A 24513-nucleotide genomic window follows, 5' to 3' on the forward strand; every position below is an offset into this window, starting at 1 on the left:
CGAAACGGAGGAATCGGGAATGAAATACGCGCTGATCGATATGGGCTCCAACAGCATCCGGCTGACGGTCTACGACGTGGACCAGACGGCATTTAAGATCCTGTTCCGGGAGAAGATCATGGCGGGCCTTGCCGGATACGTGGAGCACGGGCGGCTGAGCGGGGATGGCATCGAGTGTGCCTGCCAGAGCCTCCGGGAGTTCCGTCAGACCCTGGACCTGCTTCAGATCGGGAATCTGGCGGTCTTTGCCACGGCGTCGCTGCGCAATATCTCCAACACCGCCCAGGCGGTGGAGCAGATCTTCCGCGCCACGGGTATCCCGGTGGAGGTACTCTCCGGGGAGGCCGAGGCGGAATACGGCTTCCAGGGGGCCACCTGTGATATCCGGATCGCCGACGGACTGTTTGCGGACGTGGGCGGCGCCAGCGCGGAGCTGGTGCTCTTTGGCGGCGGACAGGTCCGAAAGGCCGCCAGCGTGCCGGTGGGATCCCTGAAGCTCTACCGGGAGTGCGTGAAAAAGATCCTGCCGGGCAAGGAATCCCGGCGGCGGATCGAGGCGGCCGTCCGGACCGCCTTTGAAGGCGACGACCTCCGGGACTTCCCGCAGCGGGCACACCTGGTCTGTGTGGGGGGAACGGCCCGTGCCTCCCTGCGCCTCTGCCGCAGGCTCTTCGGCCTGCCGGAGGACAGCCGGACCTTTACCCGCTCCCAGCTGGAGGCCCTGGACAGGCAGCTGCGCGGGACGGGAAAGGACACGGCGGATCTGATCCTGCGCTGCGAGCCCGAGCGCATCCACACCCTGGTCCCCGGGGTCATGGTGCTGCGGTTCCTGGCGGATCGCTACGGCGTGGAGGACATCACCGTCAGCCACTACGGCGTCCGGGAGGGCTATCTGCGCCGGAAGATCCAGCCCTCCGTGCAGGCGTGACGGCCCGGAGCCGGCGGCCTTTGTATCATCCCCCTGCCCGGCGGCGCCGGACAGGGGGATGATATTTTACCAACTCTTTGCATGGCCGCGGTAGCGGCTTTACACAGCCCTGGCTTATACTGAGCGCGATCCCGGAGATCACGGTATTTCACGATATTTTGAGAAAAGAGAGGAACTCCCCATGATGAGACGACTTCTTGCGGGCCTGCTGGCCGGAGCCGCTGTACTGGGACTGGCCGCCTGCGGCGCAGCCGCTCAGCAGCCCGGCGCACAGGCAGAGCCGATGGCTGCATCGCTGGACGGCACCCTTGCGGCTGCCTCTGTGCAAAATGATTCCCAGTGGACGGGGCGCGCACCCAAATATGTGTTTTTGTTTATCGGCGACGGCATGAGCTATCCTCAGTTCCAGGCCGCGGCGGACTATTTGGGCGCTGTGGCGGATCCTGACTATACCAAGGCCCTGCCCAGTGTGAAGGACCATCAGGGCGCCAAGCTGAACGGCCCTCAGGCGCTGAACTTCATGGACTTTGAAGTGGCCGGCTCCGCCGTCACCTACGATTCCTGCAGCTTTGCGCCGGATTCCGCCTCTACCGCAACCTCCATCGCCACCGGCTACAAGACCTATTCCGGCATGATCAACACAGATGAAACCGGTACAAAGACCTATGAGACCATCGCCGAAAAGCTCCATGAGCAGAAGGGCTGGAAGGTGGGCGTCATTTCCTCCGTCAACCTCAACCACGCCACGCCCGCTGCGTTCTATGCCCACCAGGCCAGCCGCAACAATTACTATGAGATCGGCGTGGAGATGGTGGAGTCCGGCTTTGAGTATTTTGCCGGCGGCGCCCTGAAAAAACCCACCGGCAACGACGGCACCCAGAGGGATCTGTATGAGCTGGCTGCGGAGGCCGGATACAAGGTGACGACCACCCAGGCCGATGCGGCCAAGGTTACCGCGCAGGATGAAAAGGTCATTCTTATTGACGAGCATCTTGCCGACGACGACGCCATGGACTACGAATTGGACCGCGTGGAGGGCGAGTGGGCTCTGGCCGATTATGTGGAAAAGGGCATCGAGGTCCTGGACAACGACAAGGGCTTCTTCATGATGTGCGAGGGCGGCAAGATCGACTGGGCCTGCCACGCCAATGACGCCGGCTCCACCGTCAGCGACACCCTGGCGCTGGCCGACGCGGTGCAGGTGGCTGTGGACTTTGCAAAAAAGCATCCCCAGGATACCCTGATCCTGGTGACGGGCGACCATGAGACCGGCGGACTGACCATCGGCTATGCCGGCACGGACTACGACACCTATCTCACCAATCTGACCAGCCAGAAGATCTCCTATGCCCAGTTCGACGAGCAGTATGTGGCTCGGTACAAGGCGGAAAAGACCTCCTTTGCGGACGCGATGAAGGATGTGGAGGAGCTGTTCGGCCTGAAGCTCAAGGGCAGCGCCAACGACCGGCTGGTGCTGACCGCCTATGAGGTCCAGCGGCTGAAGGATGCCTACGCGCTGGCCATGAGCGACTACGATTCCGACGCCTACACCCAGGAGCAGTACGTGCTCTATGGCACCTATAACCCCTTCTCCGTCACGGTCACCCACATTCTGAACAACAAGTCCGGCATTGATTTTACAAGCTATTCTCACACCGGACTGCCTGTGGCGGTATTTGCTGAGGGCACCGGAGCGGAGAGCTTCGGCGGCTATTATGACAACACCGCCATCTATACCAAGCTGGCCAATATGCTCAAGGTCCGGTAAGACCTGTATCTTCCGCGGAAGCAGGGGGCGGCGCAGCCGCTCCCTGTGCCGCTGTTTCAGGAGGCAGTATGAAGATCCCTGTATTCCGATTTTCCAGAAAGACCCACGGACCGGTGCTGGCCGCTCTGCTCCTGCTGGCGGTGCTGCTGGTGCTGCCCACGGGCTTTGAGGGAAATCTGACCTATCAGAACGCCGACCGGGTCCGGGCGGAGGTGCTGGCCACCGACGAAAGCGACATCGTGGACACCGGTCTGATCCGCACCGGAGAGCAGCGGTGTACAGTGACGCTGCTGGGCGGCCGGTTCCGGGGACAGACCGTGGAAGCGGTGAACCGGCTTAACGGCTCCCTGGCCCAGGACAAGCTGTTTTCTCCCGGCGATATCGCCTTTGTGACGGTCAGCCACAGCGGCGGCGCCATCTCCGTGGTCTCCATGACGGACCATTACCGGCTGGACAAGGAGGCACTGCTGGCGGGCGCCTTTTTGCTGCTGCTGGTGCTGTTTGCCGGAGGGACCGGCCTGCGGGCCATCTTGTCCTTCGTGGATACCATTTTGCTGATGTGGAAGGTGCTGGTGCCCTGTCTGCTGCGGGGCTGGAACCCCGTCTGGGTGGCGCTGGGGCTGGTACTGGTCCTGACGGCGCTGATCCTCAGCCTGATCTACGGCTTTGACCGCCGGTGTCTGGCGGCTGTCTCCGGCGCGGCGCTGGCCATCGCCGTCACAGCGGTGCTGGGTGTGATCTTTACGGACCTGTTCCGCATCCATGGCGCTGTGATGGAGTCCAGCGAGAGCCTGCTCTATGCCGGGTATCAGAACCTGGACCTCACCCTGATCTTCATGGCCTCCATTTTCCTGGGGTCCTCCGGTGCGGTGATGGATCTGTCGGTGGATATCTGCTCCGCCGTACATGAAGTGGTGGAAAAGCGGCCGGATATCGGCCCCAGAGAGGCCATCGCCTCCGGCTTTGCCGTGGGACGGGCGGCCTGCGGATCCACGACGACCACGCTGCTGCTGGCCTATTCCGGCAGCTATGTGGCGCTTTTGATGGTCTTTATGGCCCAGGGGACGCCGGTGGAGTTTATCCTGAATTATAAGTATGTGGCGGCGGAGATCGTCCACACGGTGGTGGGGTCCTTTGGTCTGGTGACGGTGGCTCCGCTGACCGCCATTACCAGCGGCCTGCTGCTGACGAGGCGGACGGCGGAGCGGACCGCTCCCTGAAGAGCATTCTTCCGGACGGCAGGAGGGTGCAAGGCGGCCTGCCTGACGCCGGATGGGCCGCTGTGCTTTCGAAAATCGTCCGGCAGCTTGCCGCCGGATAAAAAAACAGCAAGAAAGGCACGACATGCGTCGTGCCTTTCTTGCTGCGCGCCGCCCGGAGGACGGCCTGTTGGGATGGGATCATCTGGAGCGCTTGAGGACCTCCAGCAGGAAGGTCCATACCCGTTGCACGGAGGAGACGCTCATCTTCTCCCGGGGAGTGTGGATCTCCAGCAGATCGGGACCGATGGACACGCAGTCCAGCCCCGGCAGCTTGCCGGCAAAAAGACCGCACTCCAGTCCGGCATGGATGGCCTCCACCTTGGGGGGCTTGCCGTACTGCTCTGTAAAGACCTCCACCATCAGGTCCCGCAGGGGGGAGTGCTCCTGATACTGCCAGCCGGTGTACTCGCCGGAGAACTCCACATGACCGCCCAGCTGCTCGGTCAGGCAGGCCAGATGGTCCTTGAGCATCTGCTTCTGGGAGTCTACGCTGCTGCGGACGCTGAAGGAGGCCCGGACCTCGTCGCCCTCCGTGACCAAAATGCCCAGATTCAGCGAGGTCTGCACCAGACCGGGGATCTCGGCGCTCATGGCCTGGATGCCGTTGGGCAGGCAGCTGAGCAGGCACAACACCTTGCCGGTGGAGGCCTGGTCCATGGGGACGGCCCCGGCGGCGGACATCTCCACCGTCACGGTCAGGGCCGCGTCGGTGGTGCGGTACTCGTTTTGGAAGACGGCCTCCATCTCTCCGGCGGCCTTTTCAGCGGCGGCGGGATCACAGACCACAAGCTGCGCCTGCGCCGCCACGGGAATGGCGTTGTCCTTGAGGCCGCCGCTGACGCTGACCACCCGCAGCTGTGTCTCCCGGGCCATGGCACGCAGCACCCGGCCCAGCAGCATGTTGGCGTTGGCCCGTCCCTTGTCGATCTCCGCGCCGGAGTGGCCGCCGGTGAGGCCCTCCACCTTCACGGTTACGGCGGAGCCGTCAAAGGGGGTCCGGGTCACCGGCAGGATGCAGGCGGTGGTGTTGCCGCCGGCACAGCTGACGGTAAAGATGCCCTCCGCCTCGGAGTCCAGATTGAGCATGGTGCGGCCCTTCAGCGGCGTTACGTCCATGGCGGTGGCGCCCAGCAGGCCGATCTCCTCGTCCACGGTGAACACCGCCTCCAGCCGGGGGTGGGGGATGTCGTCGGCGTCCAGAATGGCCAGGGCCATGGCCACGGCGATGCCGTCGTCGCCGCCCAGCGTGGTGCCCTTGGCGTAGACGTAGTCGCCCTCCACGGCCAGATCCAGGCCCTCACGGCTCATATCCTTGCCGCAGCCGGCCTCCTTTTCGCACACCATGTCCAGGTGCCCCTGGAGGATCACCGGTTTGGCGGCCTCATAGCCCGGGGTGGCCTCCTTGATGATGATGACGTTGTTGCTCTCGTCCTGATGATACTCCAGGCCCCGCTCTTTGGCAAAGGCCACGCACCAGTCGCTGATGGCCTTGGTGTTCCGGGACCCGTGGGGAATGGCGCACATCTCCTCGAAAAACCGGAACACACTGCGGGGTTCCAAATGCTCCAAAACGCTCATAGCTGAAAACTCCTCTCGTTGAAAGATCGCTGATATCACGGCTTGAGCCGGTAGCGGCCGCCGGAGAGCTCCTCCAGCAGCTGCTGGTCCACCATGTAGCGGGCCAGCCGGGGGGCGAAGGCCCTGGAGTCCTGCACCGCCACCCGCCGCCGGGACCAGAACTGCCCCGCCTTCACGCCGGCGCACAGCTGGGCCATCTGGGCAAGATCGATCTGGTCGTGCCCCTTCAGATAGTGTACCACTTTTCCGGCGCTTTTGCTCAGCAGGATCCGCTCCAGGTCGGCGCCCTGGGTCATGCTCCGGCGCAGGCCCCACACGTACAGGATCGCCGTCACCAGGGCGAAGCCCAGGATACCCAGGATCATCTGTCCAGTGCTCACGGCGCCACCTTGTCCCTTCCCCGGAAGAGGATGAAGCGGTTGTTGCGCAGGATCTGCATATACTTCACCAGCCGGTCGTACAGCGGCTCCGCCTGCGCGCCGAACTGCGCCTTCATCCCCTGGGCCAGGTCGCCCACGCTCTTTGTCCCGTCGATCTCCTTCCACAGGAAGCTGCCGTACGCGTCCAGCCGGATGTGGCTGACCCGGGGGGTGTGGAAGAATTTCTGGGCGATGGCGGCGTAGAAGCCCCGGTGGACCATGTGGATGGTGACAGAGCCGTCCGCGTCCGCATCCCAGCCGTTGCGGGGATTTTTCACCGGGACCAGGTCCAGATAGTTGTCTTGTTTGTTTTTTGCCATATCGCTGCTCCTTGCGGGTAATAGCCCAAGCCGGGCTGCATACCAAAGTATACAGCCCGGCTTTTGGGAATGCAATCGTTAGTTTGCCTTCTTCTGCTCCTTGGTGGCAAAGAGGAAGATGGTCAGCAGGATGACGGCGAAGCAGATGAGGCCGCCGATCTGGCCGATGCTGAACTTTTCGCTGAAGTCGATGGCGTTGCTGACGTAGAGGGTGGCGCCCTTTTCGTCTACACCGATGGGGATGATGGCGAGGACCGCCAGCAAAATGCCCACGATGCCCTCGCCGGCGATCAGGCCGGAGGAGTAGAGCACGCCGGACTGGACCACGTTGTCCTTGACCTTGTCGCTGCTGTACTTGCGCTTTTCCAGGAACCAGCGCAGCAGACCGCCCAGCATCATGGGCACGGACAGATAGATGGGCAGGTAAAGGCCGATGGCGAAGGGCAGCACGGGGATGCCCAGCACCTCCACCACGATGGCGATGAACACGCCGGAGAGCACCAGGTTCCAGGGCAGGTTGCCGCCCATGACGCCCTCGACGATCATCTTCATCAAGATCGCCTGGGGAGCGGGCAGGTCGTTGGAGCCGTAGCCGCCCCAGGCCATGCTCAGCAGATACAAAATGGCGCCGATGGCCACGGCGGAGACCGCCACGCCGATCAGCTCGCCGATCTGCTGCCTGCGGGGCGTGGCGCCCACCAGGAAACCGGTCTTGAGGTCCTGGGAGGTGTCGCCGGCGATGGCGGCCACCACGCAGATCACGCCGCCGATAACGATGGCGGCGGTCATGCCCTCGATGCCGTCAGTGCCGGTGGCCTTGAGCAGCAGGGTGGAGATCAGCAGCGTGGCGATGGCCATGCCGGAGACGGGGTTGTTGGACGAGCCGATCAGGCCCACCATGCGGGAGGAGACGGTGGCGAAGAAGAAGCCGAAGACAATGACGATCAGGGCGGTGAACAGGTTCAGGGGGATGGCGGGCACCAGCCACAGCACCACGGCCACGATCAGCACGCCCAGCAGCACCACCTTCATGGGGATGTCCTGCTCGGTGCGCAGGGTGCCGGCGGTGCGGCCCTTGCCGTAGTCGCCCATGGCGTCACGGAAGGTGCGGATGATCAGGGGCAGGGACTTGATGAGGCTCAGCACGCCGCCGCAGGCCACGGCGCCGGCGCCGATGTAGCGCAGGTAGTTGCTCCACAGGGCGGAGACACCCTTCTTGGCAATCAGCTCACTGATGGTCATGTCCGTGACGGGGAACATGATGGTGTCGCCGCCGAACAGGGCCATCAGGGGCAGGATCACGAACCAGCCCAGCACGCCGCCGGCGAACAGATAAGAGGACACCTTCACGCCGCAGATGTAGCCCACGCCGGCCAGGGCCGGCAGCACGTCGATGCCGATGCCGGCGCCCTTGTAGCCGGGCACGTCGTAGGTGATCTCGCTGGGGAACACCTTCAGTCCGTCGGCAATGAACTTGTACAGCGCCGCGATGCCAAGACCCGAGAACACGGTGGACGCCTTGGCGCCGCCCTCCTCGCCGGCGATGAGCACCTCGGCGCAGGCCTGGCCCTCGGGATAGGCCAGCACGCCGTGCTCCTTGACGATCAGAGCGCTGCGCAGGGGGATCATCATGAGCACGCCCAGCACGCCGCCGCACAGGGCGATCAGGCCGATCTCCACCAGGGAGGGCACGTCGCACAGGCCATCCTTGGCCCACATGAACAGGGCCGGCAGGGTGAAGATGGCGCCGGCGGCCACGGACTCACCGGCGGAGCCGATGGTCTGGACCATGTTGTTCTCCAGAATGGAGTCCCGCCGCAGGATCTTGCGGATGACACCCATGGAGATGACAGCCGCGGGAATGGAGGCAGACACCGTCATGCCCACCCGGAGGCCCAGGTAGGCGTTGGCGCCGCCAAAGACAACGGCCAGGATGGCGCCCAGCACGATGGAGACCGCCGTGAATTCGGGCATGACCTTGTCCGCGGGGATATAGGGTCGAAATTTGTTTTCTTCCACGATACCCAATTCCTTTCTCTTGTAGAATTTTTTTATGGCGCTGAACAGGCCGGCCTCGTATTCCAGAGTCCGGCCTGTTGCAGATCACCATGTTATTTTACAAAATCTTAACGGTTCCGTCAAGGACTTTTCGTTCCTAGGGATTTCCTGGGAATTATCGCCGCCGCCAGCTCAGCAGCAGGGCCGAGTTGGAGATCACCAGCACAGACCCGGCGTTGTGGACCAGGGCGCCCACTACGGGATTTAAGATGCCGGTGATGGCCAGGGTGATGGCCAGGAAGTTCAGCGCCATGGAAAAGGTCATGTTCAGCTTAATGGTGGTCATCATCCGCCGGGACAGGGCCAGCAGATGGGGCAGCTCCTTCACCTCGTCGTCCACCAGGGCAATGTCCGCTGCGTCCACGGCGATGTCGCTGCCGACGCCGCCCATGGCGATGCCTACATGGGCGCGCTTCAGCGCCGGGGCGTCATTGATGCCGTCACCCATCATGCACACGGGCTCGCCGGAGCGCTGGCAGGCGTCGATGTAGCGGAGCTTGTCCTCCGGCAGGCAGCCGGAGCGGACCTCCCGGATGTTCAGCGCCGCGGCGATGGTCCGGGCGGCGTTTTCGTGGTCGCCGGTCAGCAGCACCGGCCGGACGCCCAGGGAGGAGAGGCGGGCCACCATGTCCGCACTCTGGGGCCGGAGGGTGTCCGCCAGGGCGAGATAGCCGGCGAAGGCGCCGTCCACCGCCAGATAGGTGACGGTGCAGCCCCGGCTCAGGGCCGCCTCCGCCTCCGGCGGCGGACAGAAGGCCACGCCCTGCTCCGCCAGCAGCTCCGGACTGCCCGCCAGAACGGACCGGCCCTCCACCTCCGCAGCCACGCCCCGGCCGGGGATCATGCGGAAGTTCCCGGCGGCGGGGAGGCCGCCGCCCTCCGCCTGCTTCCAGCCGCTGACGATGGCCTTGCCCAGGGGATGCTCGGACAGCTGCTCGGCCGCCGCCGCCAGACGCCGGAGGCTCCGCTCGTCCAGGTCCGGGAGGACGCTGCCAGCCTCTACCACCTGGGGCGTGCCGCAGGTCAGGGTGCCGGTTTTGTCAAAGGTGACCACCTGCACCTGGGCCAGCCGTTCCAGGGCGTCGCCCTGGCGGACCAGGAAGCCGTGGCGGGTGGCGTTGCCGATGGCCGCCATGATGGCGGTGGGGGTGGCCAGCACCAGAGCACAGGGGCAGAACACCACCAGGATGGTGACTGCCCGGATGATCTCGCCGGTGATGAGCCAGGTCAGCGCGGCGGCGCTGAGGGCGACCACCACGATCCAGGTGGCCCACCGGTCCGCCAGCCCCACGATCTTCGCCTTGCCCGCGTCGGCGGACTGGACCAGCCGAATCATCCGCTGGATGGAGCTGTCCTCGCCCACCCGGGCGGCCTCCATCTCAAAGGCGCCGAAATGGTTCACCGTGCCGGAGGACACGGCGTCCCCCGGCCCCTTGTCCACCGGCAGGGACTCGCCGGTCATGACCGCCTGGTTGACGGAGGTCCGGCCGGAGAGGATGACCCCGTCCACCGGCACCGTCTCTCCCGGCAGCACCCGCAGATGCTCGCCCACCCGGACCGCCTCCGCCGCCACGACCTCCTCGCCCTCCGCCGTCAGACGCCGGGCGGTCCGGGGCGTCAGGTGCACCAGCTTTTCGATGCCGGCCCGGGCCTTGGCTACGGTCAGCTCTTCCAGCAGGGCGCCCAGCTGCATGATGAAGGCCACCTCGCCGGCGGCGAAGTACTCTCCGATGCACACCGACGCGATCAGCGCCAGGGACACCAGCACGTCTGCCTTGATATCGAAGGCGGTGACCAGGCCGATGAGGGCTTCCAGAATGATGGGCACACCGCACAGCACGATGGCCGCCCAGGCCATGTCGAAGGGGAGGGGCCGGAAGTCCAGCAGGCTGGCCAGTACCGCCGCCCCCGAGAGAACCAGCAGCGTCACGTCCTTTTTGATCCCGCCCAGCTCCAGCAGATGCTCCAGTCGTTCCATCCGTGCGTTCATAAAACAGCCTCTCTTCCATACCGTAGGGGGTATGGGTAAATTATACCCATGGGGGTATATTCTGTCAAGGGAAAAAGCAGCCGGTCCCGGCTGCTTTTTGCACTTATCCCATATTGGAGAACCGCTCCACCGCCTTGGTGAAACTCTCGATGGTCTTGTCGGCGTCGCCGTGCTGGATGCCGTCCCGGACGCAGTGTTTGATATGCCCCTCCAGCACCACCTTGCCGCAGCCGTGCAGGGCGGACTTGGCCGCGTTGATCTGGGCCAGGATATCCTCGCAGGGCACGTCCTCGTCCACCATCCGGTCGATGGCCTGGACCTGCCCGATGATCTTTTTCAGCCTGCGGTGCAGGTTCTCCGCGTCCATGCACTGCCTCATAAACATCCCTCCATACCGTAAGAGGTATCCGTATGGCCCTCATTATACCCGGGGTGGCGGCCCCTGTCAATGCGGCCGCCACGGGTGCGCTAGCTCCGGTGCCGGCGGCCGGTGGAGGAGGGGAGACCCAGCTCCATGCGGTACTTGGCTACGGTCCGCCGGGCCAGACGGACGCCCTCCCCGGACAGCAGCTCCACCAGCGTCTGGTCGCTGAGGGGATGGGCCGGGTCCTCCTGGCGCACCAGCTCCAGCATCCGCCGCTTTACCGCCTGCTGAGAGGGGCCGGCCTGACCCACGGCATGGCTGAAGAAATAGCGCAGGGGATAGGTTCCCTGGCGGCACTGGAGGTACTTGCCCCGGACTGCCCGGGATACGGTGGAGGGGTGGACCTCCAGCTGCTCCGCCAGGGTCAGCAGGCTCATGGGGGCCAGCTCGCCGGTCTTTCCGGAGAAGAAGGGGCGCTGGGCCTCCAGGATGGCCTCGGCGCAGCGGCGCAGGGTGCCGCCCCGCCGCTCCAGACTGTTCAGCAGCCACTTGGCCTGCTGCATCTTCTGCTGTAAGTAGGCCCGGGTCTCCTTTTCGTCGGACTCCTTCAGGAGCCGGGCATAGTAGTCGCTGATGGTGACCCGGGGCAGATAGTACTCGTTCAGCACCACCTGGAGCTCCCCGTCCAGCTCCACGATGAACACGTCCGGCCGGACGTACACCGTGGGCTCTGCCGGCTGGAAGGCCCGGCCGGGGTGGGGTTCCAGGGCGGCGATGGCCTTTTCCGCTGCCTGGATCTCCGCCGTAGTCAGGCCCAGCTCCCGGGCAATGGGCCCGTAGTGCTTCCGGCCCAGCTCCGGCAGGAACCGGGCCACGATGTCCATGACCGCCGGGGAGGGATGCTTCTGCCGGGACAGCTGCAGCAGCAGGCACTCCGACAGGTTCCGGGCGCCCACGCCCGCCGGGTCCAGACTCTGGATGGTGGCCAGGGCCTTGTCCAGCAGAGGGCGGGGCACCTTCATGTTCTCCAGTCCGTCCAGGTCCTCCTGGGCCAGATATCCGTCCTCGTCCACCAGCTCCGCCAGATACCGGCACAGAGCCAGCAGGGGCTTGGAAAGCCGCCGCCGGTCCAGCTGGTCCCGGAGGAAGGCGGAAAGGCTCTCCGTCTCCCGGTCCAGAGCGCCCCGCTCCGGGGCGGCTGTGTCCTCATGGACAAAGGTGCCGCCGTGGAGGCCGCCGTCGATCCAGCTGGCCTTCTGGCGCAGTTCCTCGTAGGCGCTGCGCAGGGACGAGGCATCCTCCTGTTCCACCAAAGGATTTTCCTCACTGATTTTGCCCAGGTACTCCAGCAGCTCCTGGGAGTTCATCTGCAAAATCTCCATGGACTGGAGCAGCTGCGGCGTCAGCTTCAGCTCCTGCCGCAGCTCCGCTTTCAGCGTGACCAGGCTCATGAGACGCCTCCTCTCTCCGCGGCGCTGACATACTTGGCGATCTTCCGGGCGGCGGTGGCCTGGGAGATGCCCAGGTCCCTTGCCACTGCCACGGTGGTGCCGCAGCGGCGGTAGGACTCCCGGATGATCTGGCGCTCATAGGCGTCCATCCGCTCTGCCAGCGTGCCGGACCGCTCCGGCAAAACGGCGGGCAGGGGCTCCTCCTGGCCGGTGTACTCCTGGGGCAGGGCGGTCACGTCGATGATGGGATCCTGGACGATGATGACCAGCCGCTCGATGAGGTTTTCCAGCTGGCGCACGTTGCCGGGCCACTCATAGCGCTCCAGGAAGTTCAGAAAGCGGGGACTGAAGGTGAGGTTCTTCCCGTACTCCCCGCAGAACCGGGCCAGGAACTGGTGGGACAGGGGAAAGATGTCCTCCTTGCGCTGCCGCAGGGGCGGGATGTGGATGCGGATGACATTGAGCCGGTAGAAGAGGTCGGAGCGGAACAGTCCCCGCTGGACCTCCTCCTCCAGATTGCGGTTGGTGGCCACGATCAGACGGAAATCCAACTCGATCTTCCGGGTTCCGGAGAGGCGCTCAATGGTCTTTTCCTGAATCAGCTGCAGGAGTTTGGACTGGATGTGGGGCGGCAGTTCGCCGATCTCGTCGAGAAACAGCGTGCCGTGGTTGGCCAGCTCGATCTTGCCGATCTTGCCGCCGGAGGCGGCGCCGGTGAAGGCGCCCTTTTCATAGCCGAAGAGCTCCGACTCAATGAGGTTCTCGTGGAGCACCGCGCAGTTGACCTCGATGAAGGGGCCCTCCGAGCGGTTGCTCATGGCGTGGATGGCCTTGGCCACAGCGCTCTTGCCCACGCCGGTCTCACCGGTGATGAGGATGTTGGCCTTGGTGTTGGCGGTATTCTGGATCAGCGTCCACAGCCGCTGCATGGAGTGGCTCTTGAATACCAGGGTGGTGGAGGTGGCCCGGGTCCGCAGCTCCGCGATCTCCTGGGAGTACTGCTGCAGAGAGTCCTGCAAATGGCGGTAGTTGCGCTGAATGGTGTTGATCTGTTCCATGGACACGGTGTTGAAGCACACGGCGTATTTCAGCTCCCCGTTGTCGTCGAACAGGGGGATGCCCACGGTCATGACATTGCGGTGGGTGTGGTTGATGGTCTGGGTGGCGGTGATCTTGCGCTTCTGGCGGATCACCTCGGCTGTGATGCAGGGGGTGAAGGTGCCGTCGGCCTCCAGGTCGAAGGCGGACTTGCCCACGATGGAGTTGTGGGCAAAGCCGAAATTCCGCTCGTAGGTCTCACTGACCCGCAGGATGGTGCCTTTGGCGTCGGAGAGCATCATGTCGTCCGCCAGCACCAGGTTGTTCTCCGGGTTCAGAATATCAAAAAGCCCTTTGAGGTTGATATCTTCATCGAAAATGCCTGAAAAATTTGTGTTCTGCGCCAAACTTTTCACCTGCTTTCCACAAAACTGGCTGGTTGCTGCCGCTCTATTCATTTTTGAGTATAGCATATTCAAGAATGAATAGAAAGAGGAAATTTCCAGAAATTCCTTGTCGGTTTTTACAGAAAACAGCGGTCAAATTATTCTCTCCGCACAAAAAAATCTGTTTGTCCGGACGGCCTGCCACGCATCCGCATCTATTCATTATTGAATAGAACGAAAGGCGAACCCGACGGCGTTTCGTCAAAACTGCAAAAAGCGATTGCGGAAATTCTGCCAAGATGCACAGAAAGCGGCAGCGGCGGCAGGGAAAATGCCCTTGAAAAACTGGCATCGATTTTGCTATAATTTTAGTCAGCAAAAACCGGGCTCGTCCCGATGAAATTATGAGGAGGAGATCTGCAATGTATCAGACCATTCGTTACGAGAAGAACGGCAACATCGGTATTGCCACCATCAATCGTCCCGAAGCCCTGAACGCTTTGAACTCCACGGTTATCTCCGAGCTGGAGCAGTTGATCGCCGAGGTGGAAAAGGACGCCGAGCTGGGCGCCTTCATCATCACCGGCGAGGGCCGCTCCTTCGTGGCCGGCGCCGATATCGGTGAGCAGAAGCCCATGGACGTGGCCCAGGGCCGCAAGTGGGGCCAGAGAGGCAGCGCCCTCTTCCGCCGTATCGAGAAGCTGGAGATCCCCACCATCGCCGCGGTGAACGGCTTCGCCCTGGGAGGCGGCTGTGAGCTGGCCATGGCCTGCGACATCATCCTGGCTGCCGGTCCCAACGCCGAGGGCAAGGGCGGCGCCAAGTTCGGCCAGCCCGAGGTGGGCCTGGGCATCACCCCCGGCTTCTCCGGCACCCAGCGTCTGCCCCGCCGCGTGGGTATCGCCAAGGCCAAGGAGCTGATCTTCTCCGGCAAGACCATCGGCGCCGCCGAGGCCAAGGAGATCGGCCTGGTCAACGCCGTGTACGCCCCCGAGGAGCTGATGGCCGGCGCCGTCGCCATGGCCAAGTCCTTCACCGCCAACGCTCCCATCGCCGTTAAGTACTCCAAGGCCTGCATCGACCGCGGCATGCAGATGGACATTGACGACGGCATCGCTCTGGAGAACGAGCTGTTCGCCATGTGCTTTGCCACCGAGGACCAGAAGGAGGGCATGGGCGCCTTCCTGGAAAAGCGCAAGGAAAAGCACTTCCAGAACAAGTAAGAGAATTCCGATACATATAAAAAAGAGGGATAAAACGACATGAAGAAAGTTCGCGTACTGACCGCTGAGGAAGCGGCCCTGCTGGTTCAGGACGGCGACACCATTTCCACCGGCGGCTTCGTCAGCTGCGCCTGCCCCGAGGCGCTGTCCATCGCGCTGGAAAAGCGCTTTCTGGAGACCGGCCATCCCCGTGACCTGACGCTGTTCTTCGCAGCCGGTCAGGGCCACCGGGACGGCACCGGCGGCGACCACTACGGCCATGAGGGCATGGTCAAGCGCGTGGTGGGCGGCCACTGGGACCGCGCCCCCAAGCTGGGCGACCTGGCTCTGGCCAACAAGATCGAAGCCTACAACCTGCCCCAGGGCGTCATCACCCACATGTACCGGGACATCGCCGCCCACAACATCGGCACCATCACCCACGTGGGTCTGTACACCTTCGCCGACCCCCGCAACGGCGGCGGCAAGCTGAACACCGCCACCAAGGAGGACCTGGTGAAGCTGGTGGAGATCGAGGGCGAGGAGCGCCTGCTGTACAAGGGCTTCCCCATCAACGTCTGCTTCCTGCGGGGCTCCTACGCCGATGAGTACGGCAACGTCACCGTCCACCGCGAGATCGGCCCTCTGGACGTCACCGCCCAGGCCCAGGCCACCAAGAACTCCGGCGGCAAGGTCATTGTCCAGGTGGAGAAGATCGTCCAGGGCGGTTCTCTGGATCCCAAGCTGGTGAAGATCCCCGGCATCTATGTGGACGCCATCGTGGTGGGCTCCATCGAGGACAACATGCAGTGCCTGGGCATGCCCTATGACGGCGCCCTGACCGGCGAGTTCCGCATCCCCGTGGACGCCATCCCCCCCATCCCCCTGGACGCCAAGAAGATCATCGCCCGCCGGGCCGCCATGGAGCTGCCCCAGGACGCCATCGTGAACCTGGGCACCGGCGCTCCCGAGAAGATCGCCAATGTGGCCGCCGAGGAGGGCATCTCCGACAAGATGACCCTGACCGTGGAGGCCGGCGGCATCGCCGGCGTGCCTTACGGCGGCACCCAGTTCGGCGCCTCCGCCAACGCCATGGCCATTCTGGACCACAACGTCCAGTTTGACTTCTATCAGGGCGGCGGCCTGGACGTGGCCTTCCTGGGCCTGGCCGAGACCGCGCCCAACGGCGACCTGAACGTGTCCAAGTTCGGCACCCGCCTGGCCGGCGCCGGCGGCTTCATCGACATCACCCAGAACGCCAAGAAGGTGGTCTACTGCGGCACCTTCACCGCCAAGGGCCTCAAGACCGAATGCCAGGACGGCAAGCTGGTCATCACCCAGGAGGGCGCCAAGAAGAAGTTCGTCAACCAGGTCGAGCACATCACCTTCTCCGGCGTCTACGCCAACAAGGTCCACCAGCCGGTGCTCTACATCACCGAGCGCGCCGTGTTCGAGCTGCGGCCCGAGGGTGTGACCCTGATCGAGATCGCCCCCGGCATCGACCTCCAGACCCAGGTCCTGGATCAGATGGAGTTCATGCCCAAGATCGCCGAGGACCTCAAGCTCATGGACGAGCGCATCTTCAAGGATGAGCTGATGGGCCTGGCCAACGATTAACGCAACCCCCAACCATATCGAGGAGGAAAAAAGAATGGCTTTAATGACCGCACAGGAATACGTTGAGAGCCTGCGCAAGCTGAACACCCGGGTGTACATGTTCGGCGAGAAGATCGACAACTGGGTGGATCACCCCATGATCCGTCCCTCCATCAACTGCGTCGCCATGACCTACGCCCTGGCTCAGGACCCCCAGTACGCGGAGCTCATGACCGTCAAGTCCAGCCTGACCGGCCACACCATCAACCGCTTCACCCACCTGCATCAGTCCACCGAGGACCTGATGAACAAGGTGAAGATGCAGCGCCTGCTGGGCCAGAAGACCGCCAGCTGCTTCCAGCGCTGCGTGGGCATGGACGCCTTCAACGCCGTGTTCTCCACCACCTATGAGATCGACGAGAAGTACGGCACCCACTATCACGACAACTTCAAGAAGTTCCTGACCATGGTCCAGGACAACGACCTGACCGTGGACGGCGCCATGACCGACCCCAAGGGCGACCGGTCCAAGGCCCCCAGCCAGCAGGCCGACCCCGACATGTATGTCCATGTCGTGGAGCGCCGGCCCGACGGCATCGTGGTCTGCGGCGCCAAGTGCCACCAGACCGGCTCCATCAACTCCCACTGGCACATCTTCATGCCCACCATCTCCATGGGCGAGGCCGACAAGGACTGGGCTGTGAGCTTCGCCTGCCCCACCGACGCCGAGGGCATGTACATGATCTACGGCCGTCAGTCCTGCGACACCCGGAAGCTGGAGGAGAACGCCTCCATCGACGTGGGCAACGCCAAGTTCGGCGGCCAGGAGGCCCTGGTGGTCCTGGACCACGTGTTCATCCCCAACGAGTACATCTTCCTCAACGGCGAGTATGAGTTCGCCGGCATGATCGTGGAGCGCTTCGCCGGCTATCACCGCCAGAGCTATGGCGGCTGCAAGGTCGGCGTGGGCGACACCCTGATCGGCGCTGCGGCCCTTGCCGCCGAGTACAACGGCGTGGAGAAGGCCAGCGCCGTCAAGGACAAGCTGATCGAGATGACCCACCTGAACGAGACCCTGTTCTGCTGCGGCATCGCCTGCTCCGCCCAGGGCTTCAAGACCAAGGCGGGCAACTATCAGATCGACCTGCTGCTGGCCAACGTCTGCAAGCAGAACGTCACCCGCTTCCCCTATGAGATCGTCCGTCTGGCCGAGGACATCGCCGGCGGCCTGGTGGTCACCATGCCCTCTCAGACCGACTTCAACTCCGACACCGTGGTGGGCCGCAACGGCGAGACCATCGGCGAGATCTGCAACAAGTTCTTCGCCGCCCGCGAGGGTGTCAAGACTGAGGACCGCCAGCGCATCATGCGCTTCATCGAGAACCTGTGCCTGGGCGCTGCCGCCGTCGGCTACCGCACCGAGTCCATGCACGGCGCCGGCTCTCCCCAGGCCCAGCGCATCATGATCGCCCGCCAGGGCAACATCCAGGGCAAGAAGCAGCTGGCTAAGGACATCGCGGGCATCAAGTAATCCGTCCAGGGGGGACGATGTCCCCCCTGGATACGAAGTCACCGCGCCGCCTGCGGCGGCACAATGGCTTCGATACCCCCCGCTCCTCCGCACGGCGGAGGAGCCGCGCCCAATGGCGCGGGCAGTGGTGTTCCGGACAGGCAGAGCCTGCCCGGAACGGAGGGGGCCCCCTTCAATATTGCGCGACCAAAATTTGATATAAGGAGACAACATCATGGATTTCAATCTGAGCCGTGAGCACCAGCTGATCCGGAAGATGATGGCGGACTTCACCGAGAATGAAGTCAAGCCCATCGCCGCCGAGACCGACCTCAACAGTGAGTACCCCCGGGAGAACATCGAGAAGCTGTTCGACCTGGGCGTCATGGGCATGTGCGTGCCCAAGGAGTACGGCGGCGCCGGCGCCGATCCTCTGGCCAGCGCCATCTGCATCGAGGAGCTGTCCAAGGCCTGCGCCTCCACCGGCGACATCGTCGCCACCCACAATGGCCTGTGCTGCGATCCCATCCTGACCCACGGCACCGAGGAGCAGAAGGCCAAGTACCTGCCCATGCTGACCACCGGCCACAAGGTCGGCGCCTTCTGCCTGACCGAGCCCAACGCCGGTTCCGACGCCTCCAAGGGCCAGACCGAGGCCAAGCTGGAGGGCGACCACTATGTGATGAACGGCTCCAAGATCTTCATCACCAACGGCTATGTGGCCGACGTGTTCGTGGTGTTCGCCATGACCGACAAGACCAAGGGCACCAAGGGCATCTCCGCCTTCATCGTGGAGAGCAGCTTCCCCGGCTTCTCCGTGGGCAAGCACGAGGTGAAGATGGGCCTGCACGGCTCTCCCACCGCTGAGATCGTGTTCACCGACTGCATCGTTCCCAAGGAGAACCTGCTGGGCAAGGAAGGCAAGGGCTTCAACATCGCCATGCAGACCCTCGACGGCGGCCGTATCGGCATCGCTGCCCAGGGCCTGGGCATCGCCGAGGGCGCCCTGGAGGAGGCCAAGAACTACACCAAGGGCCGCGTCCAGTTCGGCAAGCCCATCAGCAAGTTCCAGAACACCCAGTTCACCTTCGCCGACATGGAGCTGGGCTGCGAGGCCGGCCGCCTGCTGACCTATCAGGCCGCCATCCTCAAGGGCGAGGGCAAGCGCTACACCAAGGAGGCCGCCATGGCCAAGCTGTTCACCTCTGAGCACGCCATGAAGACCACCACCAAGGCGCTGCAGATGTTCGGCGGCTACGGCTATACCAAGGACTATCCCATGGAGCGCATGATGCGCGACGCCAAGATCACCGAGATCTACGAGGGCACCTCCGAGGTCCAGCGCATCGTCATCTCCGCCAACATGGGTCTGTAAGAGGAGGAAGAAACGACTATGAAGATCATTGTTTGCGTCAAGCAGGTACCCGATACCTCCGGCAAGGTGGCTGTCAATCCCGACGGCACCCTGAACCGTGCATCCATGCAGACCATCACCAACCCCGACGACATGAACGCCGTGGAGGCTGCCCTGAAGCTGAAGGACGCCACCGGCTGCAAGGTCATCGTTATCACCATGGGTCCCCCGCCGGCAGCCGGCATGCTGCGTGAGCTGATGGCCATGGGCGCCGACGAGGGCGTTCTGGTGTCCGCCCGCGAGTTCGGCGGCTCCGATACCTACGCCACCTCCCAGATCCTGGCCGCCGCCATCTCTACCATCGGCGTGGAGAAGGACGATATCGTCATGTGCGGCCGGCAGGCCATCGACGGCGACACCGCTCAGGTCGGTCCCCAGATCGCCGAGAAGCTGCACCTGCCCCAGGTGACCTATGCCGCCGACATCACCAAGGACGGCGACACCGTCACCGTCAAGCGCATGCTGGAGGACGGCTACATGACCATCAAGGTCCAGACCCCCTGCCTCATCACCTGCATCAAGGAGCTCAACCAGCCCCGTTACATGAGCATCGGCGGCATCTATGCCACCTACAACAAGCCTCTGGAGACCTTTGACTATGAGAAGCTGAAGGATCATCCCCTGATCGACGCCACCACCATCGGCCTCAAGGGCTCTCCCACCAACATCTTCAAGAGCTTCACCCCGCCTGCCAAGGGCGTCGGCATGATGCTGGAGGGCAACGGCAAGGAGACCTGCGAGAAGCTGGCCGGTATTCTGGCCGACAAGCACATCATCTGAGAAAGGGGAACATACGACTATGTCTAACTTCAATAGCGCGGATATCGCTGCTTTCAAGGACGTATGGGTGTTCTGTGAGCAGCGCGAGGGCAAGCTGATGCCCACCGATTTCGAGCTGATCTCCAAGGGCCGCGACCTGGCCAACGAGCTGGGCGTGAACCTGTGCGGCCTGCTGCTGGGCGGCGAGGGGATCGAGAGCGTTGCCAAGGAGCTGGGCGGCTACGGCGCCGACAAGGTGATCGTGTGCGAGAGCCCGCTGCTGGCCGTGTACAACACCGACGCCTATGCCAAGGTCATCTGCGACGTCATCGAGGAGATGAAGCCCGAGGCCTTCCTGATCGGCGCCACCAACATCGGCCGTGACCTGGGCCCCCGGTGCGCCGCCCGTCTGCACACCGGCCTGTGCGCTGACTGCACCCACCTGGACGTGGATGTGGCCAACTACATCCAGTTCCTGCGTGAGTCCTCCACTCTGGACGTGGACAACACCAAGTGGGACATGGAGGACCGGAACCTGAAGATGACCCGTCCCGCTTTCGGCGGTCACCTGATGGCCACCATCATCTGCCCCCGCTTCCGTCCCTGCATGGCGACGGTGCGTCCGGGCGTCATGAAGAAGAACCCCTTCGATCAGGCCAAGGCCGACGCCTGCGAGATCGTCAAGCCCGCCTTCTCCCTGACCGAGGCCGACATCCACACCGAGGTCACCGAGGTGGTCAAGGCCGCCAAGAAGCTGGTGGACCTGATCGGCGCCGACTACATCGTGTCCGTTGGCCGCGGCATCAGCAAGGATGTCGAGGGCGGCATCAAGCTGGCTGAGGAGCTGGCTGAGGTGCTGGGCGGCGTCGTTGGCGGCTCCCGTGCCACCATCGACTCCGGCTGGCTGTCCGCCGACCATCAGGTGGGCCAGACCGGCAAGACCGTGCATCCGAAGGTGTACATCGCTCTGGGCATTTCCGGCGCCATCCAGCACAAGGCCGGCATGCAGGACTCCGAGTGCATCATCGCGGTGAACAAGAACGACACCGCTCCCATCTTCGAGATCGCCGACTACGGCATCTGCGGCGACCTGTTCAAGGTCACTCCCATGCTGATCGAGGCCATCAAGGCCGCCAAGGCTGCCAAGTAAGGTACTGCCGGGAAATCCGCTGCTCTGCAACGCAGAGCTGAGCGAAAAACAACAGCCGGAGGTCCGGCGTTTCCAGAAGAAACGCCGGACCTCCGTTGCGGGCTGACTTGTTAAAAAAATCACGGCAAATTTTGTCTGATGGACCGGGTTTGCCTGATTGATAAACAGCAAGCTATTTTGGAAGGGAGAAAGAAACACATGAAGAAGAAAATTTTTGCGCTGCTGATGGCGGCCGCAATGTCCCTGGGCCTGTTAAGCGGCTGCGGAACCGCTGACAGCGGGGTCATGGACCAGGCCAACGCCAACGCCGTCTCCGGCGGCAACAGCGACCTGCCGGTGGTCACCTGGAAGATGGGTTCCACCTGGGGCGCCGGCAACGTCCACTTCACCGTGGATCAGCGGTTCAGCGAGATCCTCAGCCAGCTGACCGGCGGCCGCTTCACGGTCACCAACTACGCCGACGGCGAGCTGTGCTCCGCCAGCCAGCTGTTCGACTATGTCAGCCAGGGCACCATCGAGTGCGGCGGCGACTGGGGCGGCTACTGGTCCGGCAAGGACACCGCTTTCGAGCTGCTGTCCACCATCATGGACGACTTCACCGCGCTGGATTACTACACCTGGATCTATGAGGCCGGCGGTATGGAGTGCTACAAGGAGATGTACGGCCAGTACAACATGGAGTACTTCCCCCTGGTCACCAACCCCTCTGAGTCCGGCATCCGCTCCGTGAAGCCCATTACCTCCATTGAGGATATGCAGCACATGAAGATCCGTCTGGGCGGCGTCATGGCCGGCAAGGCGGCTCAGAAGCTGGGCATCAACATCACCACTGTGGCCGCTTCCGAGCTGTATGAGTCCCTGCAGCGCGGCGTGATCGACGGCGGCGAGTTCTCCGGCCCCAAGGCAGACGACTCCCTGAAGCTGCAGGAGGTCGCTCCCTACTGGTGCGCTCCCGCCTGGTATCAGTCCGCCGGCGTCAACGGCGTCATGGTCAACCTGGACGCCTGGAACAAGCTGCCCGAGGAGTATCAGGTGGCCTTTGAGACCGCGGCCCGCCTGTGCTGCGGCGAGCAGCTGTCCCGCTACATCTACAACGACATGACCGTCACCAACCAGATGATCGACGAGCAGGGCATCACCGTCACCCACCTGTCCGACGAGGACATGGAGCTGATCCGTCAGACCTGCCTGGAGACCTATCTGGAGGAGTGCGAGATCAACCCCAATTTCAAGATGGTCTATGATTCCATGCAGGCGTATCGCGCGACCGCCGACAACTATCGCGACTGGACCGGTGACTACGGCTTCGGCTTCAACCGCGAAGCGTAAAGCGCCTCTTGAAAAAGAGAAAATCTTGAGAGAGGTGTAAAAATGAAAGTAATCGATGCTATCTGCGGGGTCATCGACAAGGTGAACGACATCCTTGGCAAGGTGTTTTCCCTGCTGGTTCTGGGCATTCTGGGCGTCATTTTGTGTGAGGTCGTGCTGCGGCGCATCTTCAACAGCCCCCAGATCTGGACCCAGGATCTGATCGTTATGCTGTTTGCCAGCTATATCATCCTGATCTGCGCCTACGGCTTTCAGAAGAAGGCCTTCGTGGCGGTGGACGTGCTGTTTGCCCAGCTGCCCATGCTGGCCCAGCACATCCTCCACACGGTCACCTATCTGATCTTCCTGGTACCCTTCGTGGTGTCCATGCTGCCCGTGAGCTGGAACTTCTTCCTGAAGGCCTATACCACCGGCGAGCAGACCTACTCTGTGTGGGCCGCGCCTACCTGGCCTGTGAAGTTCTGCCTGTTCTTCGGCCTGCTGCTGCTGGCTGTCCAGTCTGTTTCCGAGATCCTCAAGCAGGTGCGCGGCATTATCGAGGATGTCACCGCTAAGAAACTGCCCAAGGATGGGAAGGAGGCGCAGAAATGACTGCTTTGATGGATTATTTACAGGGGCTTGTAGCCTCCTCCGGAATCGTGGCCAGCGACCTGGCCGTTGTCATGATCGCGCTGCTGTTCGGTTTGATGCTGGTGGGCCTGGTCCTGGGCCAGGAGCTGGCCTTCGTTCTGGGCGGCGTTGGCGTGCTGGTTGGCTGGCTGGCCTGGGGTGATCCCGGCGTCACCATCGCCATGACCAAGATCTATGACCAGATGCAAAGCTACTCCATGGTGGCTATCCCCATGTTCGTGCTGATGGCCAATTTCCTGACCTACTCCAAGGTGGCGGACGGCCTGTTCGAGTCCATCCGTTACCTGCTGGGCCCCCTGAAGGGCGGTCTGGGCCTGGCCGTGATCCTGGTTTCCACTGTGTTCGCCGCCACCACCGGTATCGTGGGCGCCTCCGTGGTCACCATGGGCATGCTGTCCCTGCCCGTGCTGCTGCGCAGCGGCTATAAGCCCTCTCTGGCCTGCGGCATGGTGTGCGCCGGCGGCTCTCTGGGCATTCTGATCCCGCCCTCCATCATGCTGGTGTCCATGGGCTCCTACGCGGAGGTCTCCGTCGGCAAGATCTTCTTTGCCGCCATCGTTCCCGGCCTGTGCCTGTCTCTGTGCTACATCATCTATCTGATGGTGGTCTGCCATATCCACCCCGACTGGGGCCCGGCCATGAGCGCTGAGGAGCTGGCGGAGATGCCCCTGCGGAAGCGCATCACCGGCTCCCTGGTGAACCTGGTCCCCCCGCTGCTGCTGATCATCGCCGTGCTGGGCTCCATCTTCGGCGGCATTGCCACCCCCACGGAGGCTGCCGGTGTGGGCGCCTTCTTCGCCCTGATCCTGGCCATCTGCTACAAGCAGTTCAGCTGGAAGATGCTCTATGAGTCCCTGATGGATACCGCCAAGACCACCGCCATGGTGTTCATCATCCTCTTCGGCGCGGCCGCCTTCACCGGCGTGTTCATGTCTCTGGACGGCGACCAGATCATCTCCAACTGGGTGCTGGGCATGGGCATCGGCAAGTGGGGCGCCTTTGCCATCATGATGATCATCATGTTCATCCTGGGCATGTTCATCGACTGGCTGGGCATCGTCATGATCGTGTTCCCCATCTTCCTGCCCATCATGGATCAGTTCGGCTTCGACCGCCTGTGGCTGGTGGCCGTCAGCGCCACGCTGCTGCAGACCTGCTTCATGACCCCGCCCTTCGGCTTCGCTCTGTTCTATGTCAAGGGCATCCTGCCGGACAACATCAAGATCCAGGAGGTCTACAAGGGCGTCATTCCCTTTATCATCATCATCTGCATTGTGACCGCCCTGTGCGCGGTCTTCCCGCCTGTGGTCACCTGGCTGCCCGGCCTGCTGGCTGCCTGAGTGCTCTGCGGAGAACAAGCA

The 24513-nt window shown here is 63.2% G+C and carries 20 protein-coding genes; 12 read left to right on the forward strand and 8 right to left on the reverse strand.

All coding sequences use genetic code 11. The features are described from left to right. Positions 1-19: 19 nt before the first annotated feature. The 3 genes from ACVDHE_RS07965 to ACVDHE_RS07975 all read left to right on the forward strand — a co-directional run bounded on the left by ACVDHE_RS07965 (position 20) and on the right by ACVDHE_RS07975 (position 3916). Entirely contained in the window at positions 20-928 is a 909-nt protein-coding gene (locus ACVDHE_RS07965) for a Ppx/GppA phosphatase family protein (RefSeq protein ID WP_458884255.1), read from the forward strand. Positions 929-1112: 184 nt separating this feature from the next. Then, the gene (locus tag ACVDHE_RS07970; RefSeq protein WP_458886163.1) at positions 1113-2696 is read left to right on the forward strand and encodes an alkaline phosphatase; all 1584 of its coding nucleotides are present in this window, start codon (positions 1113-1115) and stop codon (positions 2694-2696) included. A 68-nt stretch (positions 2697-2764) separates the two neighbouring features. Next, positions 2765-3916: a YibE/F family protein gene (locus tag ACVDHE_RS07975; protein ID WP_213037522.1), complete on the forward strand. Its 1152-nt coding sequence runs from the start codon at positions 2765-2767 to the stop codon at positions 3914-3916. A gap of 180 nt (positions 3917-4096) precedes the next feature. On the opposite strand, the gene ACVDHE_RS07980 is transcribed toward ACVDHE_RS07975, so the two are convergent. The 8 genes from ACVDHE_RS07980 to ACVDHE_RS08015 all read right to left on the reverse strand — a co-directional run bounded on the left by ACVDHE_RS07980 (position 4097) and on the right by ACVDHE_RS08015 (position 13583). Continuing rightward, entirely contained in the window at positions 4097-5536 is a 1440-nt protein-coding gene (locus tag ACVDHE_RS07980; protein WP_458884256.1) for an aminoacyl-histidine dipeptidase, read from the reverse strand. A gap of 35 nt (positions 5537-5571) precedes the next feature. Continuing rightward, a complete protein-coding gene (locus tag ACVDHE_RS07985; protein WP_458884257.1) occupies positions 5572-5916 on the reverse strand; it encodes a hypothetical protein in 345 nt (114 codons plus the stop codon). Beyond that, positions 5913-6275, reverse strand: a complete 363-nt coding sequence (locus ACVDHE_RS07990; protein ID WP_213037525.1) for a PqqD family protein — start codon at positions 6273-6275, stop codon at positions 5913-5915. Before ACVDHE_RS07990 ends, ACVDHE_RS07985 begins: the two co-directional genes overlap by 4 nt. Positions 6276-6353: 78 nt before the next feature. After that, entirely contained in the window at positions 6354-8294 is a 1941-nt protein-coding gene (locus ACVDHE_RS07995; protein WP_458884258.1) for an OPT family oligopeptide transporter, read from the reverse strand. Between the two features lie 154 nt (positions 8295-8448). Continuing rightward, the gene (locus tag ACVDHE_RS08000) at positions 8449-10323 is read right to left on the reverse strand and encodes a heavy metal translocating P-type ATPase (protein ID WP_458884259.1); all 1875 of its coding nucleotides are present in this window, start codon (positions 10321-10323) and stop codon (positions 8449-8451) included. A 103-nt stretch (positions 10324-10426) separates the two neighbouring features. Further along, positions 10427-10702, reverse strand: a complete 276-nt coding sequence (locus ACVDHE_RS08005; protein ID WP_213037528.1) for a metal-sensing transcriptional repressor — start codon at positions 10700-10702, stop codon at positions 10427-10429. Positions 10703-10791: 89 nt separating this feature from the next. Further along, on the reverse strand, positions 10792-12138 hold the full coding sequence (rpoN, locus tag ACVDHE_RS08010) for an RNA polymerase factor sigma-54 (protein WP_458884260.1): 1347 nt from the start codon (positions 12136-12138) through the stop codon (positions 10792-10794). Beyond that, on the reverse strand, positions 12135-13583 hold the full coding sequence (locus ACVDHE_RS08015) for a sigma-54 interaction domain-containing protein (RefSeq protein WP_458884261.1): 1449 nt from the start codon (positions 13581-13583) through the stop codon (positions 12135-12137). The genes rpoN and ACVDHE_RS08015 overlap by 4 nt, the downstream gene beginning before the upstream one ends. Positions 13584-13984: 401 nt before the next feature. Here ACVDHE_RS08015 and ACVDHE_RS08020 point away from each other — a divergent pair, with 401 nt between their 5' ends. From ACVDHE_RS08020 to ACVDHE_RS08060, 9 genes are all read left to right on the forward strand, one after another. Continuing rightward, a complete protein-coding gene (locus tag ACVDHE_RS08020; protein WP_458884262.1) occupies positions 13985-14785 on the forward strand; it encodes an enoyl-CoA hydratase-related protein in 801 nt (266 codons plus the stop codon). 39 nt (positions 14786-14824) lie between these two features. Beyond that, positions 14825-16381 carry an acyl CoA:acetate/3-ketoacid CoA transferase gene (locus ACVDHE_RS08025; protein ID WP_213037533.1) on the forward strand — a complete coding sequence of 519 codons (1557 nt, stop codon included), beginning with the start codon at positions 14825-14827 and terminating at the stop codon, positions 16379-16381. A gap of 34 nt (positions 16382-16415) precedes the next feature. Beyond that, entirely contained in the window at positions 16416-17891 is a 1476-nt protein-coding gene (locus tag ACVDHE_RS08030) for a 4-hydroxyphenylacetate 3-hydroxylase family protein (protein ID WP_213037534.1), read from the forward strand. Between the two features lie 214 nt (positions 17892-18105). After that, positions 18106-19245 carry an acyl-CoA dehydrogenase gene (locus tag ACVDHE_RS08035; RefSeq protein WP_213037535.1) on the forward strand — a complete coding sequence of 380 codons (1140 nt, stop codon included), beginning with the start codon at positions 18106-18108 and terminating at the stop codon, positions 19243-19245. Positions 19246-19263: 18 nt separating this feature from the next. Then, positions 19264-20064, forward strand: a complete 801-nt coding sequence (acrB, locus tag ACVDHE_RS08040; protein ID WP_213037536.1) for an acryloyl-CoA reductase electron transfer subunit gamma — start codon at positions 19264-19266, stop codon at positions 20062-20064. Positions 20065-20083: 19 nt separating this feature from the next. Beyond that, a complete protein-coding gene (acrA, locus tag ACVDHE_RS08045) occupies positions 20084-21193 on the forward strand; it encodes an acryloyl-CoA reductase electron transfer subunit beta (protein WP_213038281.1) in 1110 nt (369 codons plus the stop codon). Between the two features lie 198 nt (positions 21194-21391). Beyond that, the gene (locus ACVDHE_RS08050) at positions 21392-22522 is read left to right on the forward strand and encodes a TRAP transporter substrate-binding protein (protein ID WP_213037538.1); all 1131 of its coding nucleotides are present in this window, start codon (positions 21392-21394) and stop codon (positions 22520-22522) included. Between the two features lie 42 nt (positions 22523-22564). Continuing rightward, positions 22565-23113 (forward strand): TRAP transporter small permease subunit, encoded by a 549-nt coding sequence (locus tag ACVDHE_RS08055; protein ID WP_213037539.1) that lies wholly within the window; start codon positions 22565-22567, stop codon positions 23111-23113. Next, a complete protein-coding gene (locus ACVDHE_RS08060) occupies positions 23110-24492 on the forward strand; it encodes a TRAP transporter large permease (RefSeq protein ID WP_458884263.1) in 1383 nt (460 codons plus the stop codon). Before ACVDHE_RS08055 ends, ACVDHE_RS08060 begins: the two co-directional genes overlap by 4 nt. Positions 24493-24513: the final 21 nt, after the last annotated feature.

It is taken from the genome of Dysosmobacter sp. Phy, assembly GCF_054476235.1.